At 63.9% G+C, this 2,696-nt stretch carries 2 protein-coding genes and 2 pseudogenes; 2 read left to right on the top strand and 2 right to left on the bottom strand.

From position 1 onward, the window contains the following. Positions 1-394 (bottom strand): annotated as a pseudogene (locus AVS7_RS20865) (PD-(D/E)XK nuclease family protein); the annotation flags it as partial. 101 nt (positions 395-495) lie between these two features. Here AVS7_RS20865 and trxA point away from each other — a divergent pair. Continuing rightward, the gene (trxA, locus tag AVS7_RS20860; RefSeq protein WP_020229983.1) at positions 496-828 is read left to right on the top strand and encodes a thioredoxin TrxA; all 333 of its coding nucleotides are present in this window, start codon (positions 496-498) and stop codon (positions 826-828) included. Positions 829-1,045: 217 nt separating this feature from the next. Next, positions 1,046-2,308, top strand: coding sequence for a transcription termination factor Rho (gene rho / locus AVS7_RS20855; protein ID WP_020229982.1), 1,263 nt, complete (start codon positions 1,046-1,048; stop codon positions 2,306-2,308). Between the two features lie 172 nt (positions 2,309-2,480). Here the strand turns inward: rho and AVS7_RS20850 are convergent. Beyond that, positions 2,481-2,696: pseudogene (locus AVS7_RS20850) on the bottom strand (hypothetical protein); the annotation flags it as partial.

Here is a 2,696-nt window from a genome sequence, read left to right as displayed (position 1 = left end):
GCGGGCCGGCGGCGGCCGCGGCGGCGGCGAGCTGGGCCGCCATCTCCAGCAGCGGATCGGCCAGGGCTTCGCGGTGGGCGGCCAGGCCGGCGCGCTCGAGCAGCGCGCGAGCGGTGACGGCGTCGCACGCCACATCGCCCGCGAACTCGCTGCCCTCGGGCAGCGGGGCGCCGAGCCGCCGCGCCCAGTTGCGCGTGGTCTCGAACTGCGGCATGAAGCCCTGGGGGTGCAGGCGCGCCCATTGCCGCCGCGCCTCGGCCATGAGCTGGGCGTAAGGCACGAGCACCACGGCGCCCGCCAGGTGCACGCCGCACTGCTGCGCATGGGCCCTTACGCTGCCGAAGACGGTGCGCCAGCAGGCATCGGCGCCATCGTTTTTCGCTATGACTGTCATAGCGTCGCAGTCACCGGCCATACCGGGGTGCAGGGTTTGCGTTTCTGTCACAATGCCCGACTTTATACGCCCCGCCTCTCAAGGAACCCAAGGAACGCGCCATGGCCAGCGAACTCATCCGACATATCTCCGACGCCAGTTTCGAAGCCGACGTGCTCAAGGCCGGCACACCGGTGCTGGTGGACTACTGGGCCGAGTGGTGCGGCCCGTGCAAGATGATCGCCCCGATCCTCGACGAGGTCGCCACCGCCTACCAGGGCAAGCTGTCCATCGCCAAGATGAACGTGGACGAGAACCGCGAGATCCCCGCCAAGTTCGGCATCCGCGGCATTCCCACGCTGATGCTGTTCAAGAACGGCGAGCTGGCCGCCACCAAGGTCGGCGCCATGAGCAAGGCCCAGCTCACCGCCTTCATCGACCAGCAACTGGCCTGATGTCCCGCGCCGGCGGCCCCGTGCCAGGCCGCCAGCGCACCTGCCCTGCAAGGGCCCGGAATTTTCCTGTCATAATCCGCATTGGTCGCCTCGCCGCACGCAACCCAACCAGCGGCTGGTTCCAGGTCACAGGCTCGCCAGGGTAACCCAGCCCGCACGGCACGCAGCCAACTCCCCTCCAGTCAAGAGACATATCCACTCCGTTCAGGAGTCATTCATGCACCTTAACGAACTCAAGGCACTGCACGTGTCTGAAGTCCTCAAGCAGGCGGAAGCCCTTGAGATCGAAAACGGCGGCCGCATGCGCAAGCAGGAGCTGATGTTCGCCATCATCAAGAAGCGCGCGAAGGCAGGCGAGCAGATCTTCGCCGACGGCGTGCTCGAGATCCTGCCCGACGGCTTCGGCTTCCTGCGCAGCCCCGACACCAGCTTCACCGCCAGCACGGACGACATCTACATCAGTCCCAGCCAGGTGCGCCGCTTCAATCTGCACACCGGCGATATGATCGAAGGCGAGGTGCGCACGCCCAAGGACGGCGAGCGCTACTTCGCGCTGACCAAGCTCGATTCGGTCAACGGCGGCCCGCCCGAGCAGAACAAGCACAAGGTGATGTTCGAGAACCTCACGCCGCTGTTCCCCAAGGAGCAGATGAAGCTCGAGCGGGACATGAAGGGCGAGGAGAACATCACGGGCCGCATCATCGACATCATCGCCCCCATCGGCCGCGGCCAGCGCGCGCTGATCGTCGCGCCCCCAAAGAGCGGCAAGACGGTGATGATGCAGCACATCGCCCATGCCATCACGGCCAACAACCCCGATGTGCACCTGATGGTGCTGCTCGTGGACGAGCGTCCCGAAGAAGTGACCGAGATGCAGCGCACGGTCAAGGGCGAGATCATCGCCTCGACCTTCGACGAGCCCGCCGCGCGCCACGTGCACGTGGCCGAGATGGTGATCGAGCGCGCCAAGCGCCTGGTGGAGCTGAAAAAGGACGTGGTGATCCTGCTGGACTCCATCACCCGCTTGGCCCGCGCCTACAACAACGTGGTGCCCTCCTCCGGCAAGGTGCTGTCGGGCGGCGTGGACTCCAACGCGCTGCAGCGCCCCAAGCGCTTCTTCGGCGCGGCGCGCAAGGTGGAGGAAGGCGGCTCCCTCACCATCATCGCCACCGCGCTGGTCGATACCGGCAGCCGCATGGACGAAGTGATCTTCGAAGAGTTCAAGGGCACGGGCAACAGCGAAATCCACCTGAGCCGCCGCCTCTACGAGAAGCGCGTGTTCCCCGCCATCGAGCTCAACAAGAGCGGCACGCGCCGCGAAGAGCTGCTGCTGCCGCCCGAGATCCTGCAGAAGACCCGCATCCTGCGCCAGTTCATGTACAACATGGACGAGATCGAGTCCATGGAGCTGATGATCAAGAAGATGAAGGAAACCAAGACCAACGTGGAATTCTTCGAAGCCATGCGCCGCGGCGGCTGACCCTCCGCCCCACGCTCCACGCACGCAAGCCCCGCTCCTCGCGGGGCTTTTGTTTTTTTGAGGGTGTTATGACTCTGATGGCCAAAACCCTTTTAAATCAATGAGTTAGGCCAATTTCGGGGTGACTATTGGACAAAATTAGAGGCCGTGCGAAGATGCGACAGCCTCAGGCTCATTCCTCGCCGAAGTAGTCCGGGTCGATTTTCTGCACGGTGTACGTGGCCACACGGCTTACGCCCACTCCGAAGTCCATCATCAGTTCAGCTAGCTTCTCGCCATCGATGAGAACCAACTTCTTCTGCTGCAGCCGTTTTGGGGCGTGTCCGAATTTTTGTGTAAACGGGTCGGACTTCAATTGACGGAGATGCGGTCTCCGAACTGAATGGTA

It is taken from the genome of Acidovorax sp. MR-S7 (genome assembly GCF_000400995.2).
Lineage (GTDB): Bacteria > Pseudomonadota > Gammaproteobacteria > Burkholderiales > Burkholderiaceae_C > MR-S7.
This window is presented reverse-complemented; position numbering and strand designations above follow the sequence as displayed.